Annotated in this window: 3 protein-coding genes and 1 pseudogene; all 4 read right to left on the bottom strand. The window is 70.7% G+C overall.

The window, feature by feature from the left end:
• Window positions 1-286 (bottom strand): annotated as a pseudogene (locus HMPREF0043_RS11775) (hypothetical protein); the annotation flags it as partial.
• Between the two features lie 117 nt (window positions 287-403).
• Entirely contained in the window at window positions 404-1,693 is a 1,290-nt protein-coding gene (gene eno, locus HMPREF0043_RS08185; protein WP_021602557.1) for a phosphopyruvate hydratase, read from the bottom strand.
• A gap of 186 nt (window positions 1,694-1,879) precedes the next feature.
• Window positions 1,880-2,407: a hypothetical protein gene (locus HMPREF0043_RS08180; RefSeq protein ID WP_021602556.1), complete on the bottom strand. Its 528-nt coding sequence runs from the start codon at window positions 2,405-2,407 to the stop codon at window positions 1,880-1,882.
• A 96-nt stretch (window positions 2,408-2,503) separates the two neighbouring features.
• On the bottom strand, window positions 2,504-5,903 hold a 3,400-nt coding region (mfd, locus tag HMPREF0043_RS08175), incomplete at its 5' end, for a transcription-repair coupling factor (protein ID WP_021602555.1).

Raw genomic sequence — 5,903 nt, 5'->3', positions numbered from 1 at the left:
AGCCTTTGTGCGAGCCGTTCAGGGGGCGGGTTCCCCGCTCCCCAGGGAAGATCTGGTCGCCGCCTGCGCCGCGATCCTGGAGCGGCGCGGCCGGTCGAGCGCCGCCGCCCGTCTCGCCGGTGCGTTCGACGCGTCCAGGACGGCTGGAGCGAGGCTGCCGCCCGGGCCCGGCATGCCCGCCGGCTTCGGTCTGCTCGCGTGGCTCGGCGCGGCCGCCTGCCGGCGTGCGCCTGCCCCTGCCGGGACGGGGGGATCCTGGTCGGCTCGAAGGCTTGCGGGCGTTCATGGCGACCATTGTATGGGGCTCGGGGAGGCGCTCCCCCGAGGAACACGTGTGCCGACCAGTAACGGTCGGCACACGCTCGGGCCGGCTCCGGGCAGCCGGTCCGTCGTCGGGTCGGGCTCAGCCCTTGAAACGCGGGAAGGCGCCGCGGCCGGCGAAGACGGCGTTGTCGCCGAGCTGGTCCTCGATGCGCAGGAGCTGGTTGTACTTGTTGATCCGCTCGCCGCGGGCGGGGGCGCCGGTCTTGATCTGGCCGGCGTTGGTGGCCACCGACAGGTCGGAGATCGTCGTGTCCTCGGTCTCGCCGGAGCGGTGGGAGGTCATCGTGTGGTAGCCGTGGCGGTGGGCGAGTTCGACGGCCTCGAGGGTCTCGGTGATCGTTCCGATCTGGTTGACCTTGACGAGGAGGGCGTTGGCGGCGCCGAGGTCGATGCCCTTGGCCAGGCGCTCGGGGTTGGTGACGAAGAAGTCGTCGCCGACGAGCTGCACTTTGCCGCCGAGTTCGCCGGTGAGGCTCTTCCAGTCGTCCCATTCGTCTTCGGAGAGCGGGTCCTCGATGGAGACCAGCGGGTACTCGGCGACGAGCTTCTCGTAGTACTCGACCATGAAGGCGGTGTCCTTGGCTCCTCCTTCGAAGGTGTAGACGCCGTTCTTGAAGAACTCGGAGGAGGCGACGTCCAGGGCGAGGCCGACGTCGGCGCCGGGCTTGAATCCGGCCTTCTCGATGGCCTCGCAGATGAGGTCGAGGGCCTCGGCGTTGGAATCGAGGTTCGGCGCGAAGCCGCCTTCGTCGCCCAGGCCGGTGGACAGTCCGCGCTCCTTGAGCACGGCCTTGAGGGTGTGGTACACCTCGGAGCCCCAGCGCAGCGACTCCTTGAACGTCGGCGCGCCGAAGGGGGCGATCATGAACTCCTGGATGTCGACGTTGGAGTCCGCATGGGAGCCGCCGTTGAGGATGTTCATCATCGGGACGGGCAGAACGTGGGCGTTCGGGCCGCCGAGGTACTGGTAGAGGGGAAGGCCGGCGGATTTCGCGGCGGCCTTGGCGACGGCGATCGACACGCCGAGGATGGCGTTGGCGCCGAATTTGCCCTTGTTGGACGTGCCGTCGAGGGCGATGAGGTAGGTGTCGATGCCGCGCTGGTCCTCGGCGTCGTAGGATTCGACGATCTCCGGGCGGATTTCCTCGTTGACGGACTGGACGGCGCCCTCAACACCCTTGCCGAGGTAGCGGGATGCGTCGCCGTCACGGCGTTCGACGGCCTCGAAGGCGCCAGTCGACGCGCCGGAGGGCACGCCGGCACGGGCGCGCGTGCCATCCTCGAGCTCGACCTCGACCTCGACGGTCGGGTTTCCGCGGGAATCGAGAATTTCGCGGGCGTAAAGATCAACAATGATGGCCACAGCCACTCCTTCTGTTTGTCGGCGCGGCGGCGGCGGCCACCGCGGCTGGGGAAGCACCCCTGATGACTATTCTCGCGCAGAACGGGCCATTCCGGCAGCAGCCGCCCGTTACCCATGTCTCATTTCACGTTCGCGAGGTTGCGTCCGATCGGCCTGCCGGGACCTGAGGACTAGGGCCCGGGCGCCCTGCCGTCAGCTCGCGGCATTCTCCGGGATCTCCAGGTAGGGCGGGAGGGTCGTCCTCCACTTGCCCTGCTGCTGCTTGAGCTCCCCGTATCGGGGGTTCAGTTTGACCCGGGCGTCCGCGAAGGCGCTGGAGAGCGCCCGTGCGCTCTGGGGGTCGGCTTGCGGGAGGAGGGTGAGGTAGCAGAAGTCGTCGAGGTCCTGCAGGCGGCTGCCCGCCGGGTCGACGAAGCGGTACTGCGCGGAGCAGGCGCTGCGCATCTTCGACTTGAGATCCTCGGTCAGCACCCCGCTCGCCCGGTCGAGGACGGGCTTGGCCAGAACGAGCCTCATCTTGAGTATCACGATCTGGGCCCGCCCGGGGACCTCGGAGCCGGTTTCGTCGATGGCCGCGGCGATCCTGTCGACCTGCTTCTCGGTGATCTCCTTGCCGTTGACGAACGCGGCGGTCCCCGGATGCGCCGAGCATCCGGCGATCGCCAGGGCGGCGATCGCCAGGGCGGCGCCCGCGTGGGCCTTCCTCAATGAGCGGATCATGTCTGCCCTTCCTGCGGCTTGCGACTGTGCGGCTCGGACGCGCGAAACCCGGCGCGGGGACGGTGCCGGCGCGACGGCTTCGCGTGGCCCATGGTACTAGGCTCCGGTGAGGGAGGCGACGAACACGGAGTGGACGAGCATGGCGACCCACTCGAGCAGGTCGTCGCCGGCGAGGTTCGCGCTCTCCCCCATGCGGCGGCTTCCTCCAGGCGGCGGCACCATGGCGATGCGGACGGCGGGCTTGAGCAGGGCGCCCGGGTAGAGCCTCTTCAGGCGCGCCTGGCGGGAGTCGGGGAGGTTGACGGGGGCGAGGCGGACGTTGCGCCCGGCCATCGTCACCTCCGTCAGGCCCGCCTGCCTGCACAGCTCGCGCAGGGCCGCCAGGCGGAAGAGCCTCTCGGCTTGGACCGGGACCGGCCCATACCGGTCGACGAGTTCGGTGCGCACGGCCTCGCGCGCCTCCTCTGTCCCGGCCGCCGCGATCTTCGCGTAGGCCTCCAGGCGCAGCCGCTCGGAGGGGACGTAGTCCTCGGGCAGGTAGGCGTCGACGGGCAGTTCGATGCGCACGTCGGCCTCGGTCTCCTCCTCGTCCGCCTTCTGCCCGCGCATCTTCGCCACGGCTTCGGAGACCATGCGCACGTACAGGTCGAATCCCACTCCCGCGATGTGGCCGGACTGCTCGCCTCCGAGCATGTTCCCCGCGCCCCGGATCTCCAGGTCTCGCATGGCCACCTGGATGCCCGAGCCCAGCTCGGTGTTGGCCGCGATCGTGCGCAGGCGCTCCAGGGCGGTCTCGGTCATCGCCTTGGCGGGGTCGTAGAGGAAGTAGGCGTAGGCGCGTTCGCGGCCGCGGCCCACCCTCCCGCGCAGCTGGTGGAGCTGGGACAGGCCCAGGCGTTCGGAGTCCTCGACGATGAGCGTGTTGGCGTTGGAGATGTCCAGGCCGGTCTCGACGATCGTCGTGCACACGAGCACGTCGATCTCCTTGTCCCAGAAGGCCTGGATGACCAGTTCGAGCTGGTGTTCGCTCATCTTCCCGTGGGCGACGCCGACGCGCGCCTCGGGGACGAGCTCGGCCAGGCGGGCCGAGACGCGCTCCATGTCGCCGACTCGGTTGTGGACGTAGAAGACCTGCCCGTCGCGCAGCAGTTCGCGCCGGATGGCCGCGACGATCTGCTTGTCCTCGCGCGCCCCCACGTAGGTGAGGACGGGATGGCGCTCCTCGGGAGGGGTGGCCAGGGTGGACATCTCGCGCACGCCCGTCACGGCCATCTCCAGGGTCCGCGGGATCGGGGTGGCCGACATCGACAGGACGTCGACGTCGGGGTAGAGCTGCTTGAGGGTTTCCTTGTGCTCGACGCCGAAGCGCTGCTCCTCGTCGACGACCACGAGCCCCAGGTCTTTGAACCTGACGTTCCCGGTCAGGAGCCGGTGGGTTCCGATGACGACGTCGACCGTGCCGGCGGCCAGCCCCGCGATCGTCTCCTGCGACTCCTTCTCGCTCTGGAAGCGCGAGAGCTCGGCCAGGCGCACGGGGAACCCGGAGAAGCGCTCCTGGAAGGTCTCGTAGTGCTGGGAGACGAGCAGCGTGGTGGGCACGAGGATCGCCACTTGTTTGCCGTCCTGGACGGCTTTGAAGGCGGCGCGCAGGGCGATCTCGGTCTTGCCGTAGCCGACGTCCCCGGAGACGAGCCGGTCCATGGGGACGGGTTTCTCCATGTCGGCCTTGACCTCGTCGATAGTGTGGAGCTGGTCGGGAGTCTCGACGTAGGCGAAGGAATCCTCCAGTTCGCGCTGCCAGGGCGTGTCGGGTGAGAAGGCGAAGCCCTTCGCGGCCTGGCGGGAGGCGTAGAGGCGGACGAGCTCGGAGGCGATCTGGCGGGTGGCGGCCCGGGCCCGCGCCTTGGTCTTGGCCCAGTCGGCGCCTCCCATCTTGTTGAGGGCGGGGGCTTCCCCGCCGGAGTAGCGCGAGACCTGGTCGAGGGCGTCGGTCGGCACCCACAGCTGGTCGGGCGGGGCGCCGCGCCGGGTCGAGGCGTACTCGATGACGACGTATTCGCGCTGGGTCTCGCGGTTGGCGCCGATGGACCGCTTGGCCATCTTCACGAAGCGGCCGACGCCGTGCTGCTCGTGGACGACGAAGTCCCCCGGCTTGAGGGCGAGCGGGTCCACGGAGGCCTTACGGCGGGCGGGGAGCCTCCTCATCTCGCGCGTCGAGGATCCGCCGCGGCCGGTGATGTCGGCGGCGGCGACGAGGGCGAACCTCTGCTCGTCCATGACGAAGCCGGAGGCGGCGGGGGCGGCGGTCACGTAGCAGACGGCCGGTTCGAGCGCGGCCGGCAGGTCGTCGGCGAAGACGGCCGGGACGTCGGCCTCCTCCAGCTGTTCGCGCATCCTGCGGCCGATTCCCGGGCCTTCGACCGCGATCACCTGCCGCCAGGAGGAGCGGGCTCTCTCGCCGATGCCGGCGATGGCCGCGTCGACTCGACCCATGAACCTCTGGGGTTCGCCCGCCCGGACGGCCTCGGCGCCTTCGCGCGCGAATCCCGCGAGGGTCCACCATCCCATGCCGCGGGCGTCCGCGCGGGCGCGGGTGTGCGCGAGGCTGGCGAAGGACGCCTGGTCGACGTCGATGGGGACCGCGCCTCCCGCCGCCGCCGACGACCACGCCGCGGCGAGGAACTCCTCGGTCGTGGCGATGAGCGAGTCCGCGCGCTGGGCGACGCGTTCGGGTTCGACGAGCGCGATCCTGGCGTCCGCCGGGAGGGTGTCGAGGACGGGGACCATGTCCACGAGGGCGGGGGCGAGGGACTCCATGCCCTCCGGGGCGGAGCCGGCGGCGATCCGGTCGAGCATGTCGACGGCTCCGGGCAGGTCCTTGACCAGGCCGCGGGCGCGGGCTCGGACGCGTTCGTCGACCAGGATTTCGCGGCACGGCGGCGCGTAGACCTCCCCGACCGGCTCGAGCGAGCGCTGGTCGGCCACGGAGAAGGTCCGGATCTCCTCGACTTCGTCGCCGAACAGCTCGATGCGCGACGGACGCGGGTCGGTGGGCGGGAAGACGTCGAGGATCCCGCCGCGCACGGCGAACTCTCCGCGGCGTTCGACCATGTCCACTCGCGAGTAGGCGGCGCCGGCCAGGTCGCGTTCGAGCGCTTCGAGGTCGACGGCGTCGCCGAGGCGCACGCGAACCGGCGCGAGATCGCCCAGCCCGGCGGCGATGGGCTGCAGGAGGGCGCGCACCGGCATGGCCAGGATCCTCAGGGGAGGGAATTCCGCGGGGTGGGTGAGGCGGCGCTGGACGCGCAGGCGCCGCGCGACGGTGTCGGAGCGCGGGGAGAGCCGCTCGTGGGGCAGGGTCTCCCATGCGGGGAAGACGTCGACGGCCTCTCCGGGCAGATAGGAGCCCAGGGCGGCGGCGAGCTCTTCGGCGCCGCGGCCCGTCGCGGTGACGGCGACGGCGAGCGGCCGCGCCTGCTCCCCGCCGGGCCCGGAG

This window comes from Actinobaculum sp. oral taxon 183 str. F0552, from assembly GCF_000466165.1.
Taxonomy (GTDB): Bacteria; Actinomycetota; Actinomycetes; order Actinomycetales; family Actinomycetaceae; genus Peptidiphaga.
The sequence above is the reverse complement of the archived record's forward strand: the minus strand, read 5'-3'. Positions and strand labels throughout refer to the sequence as shown.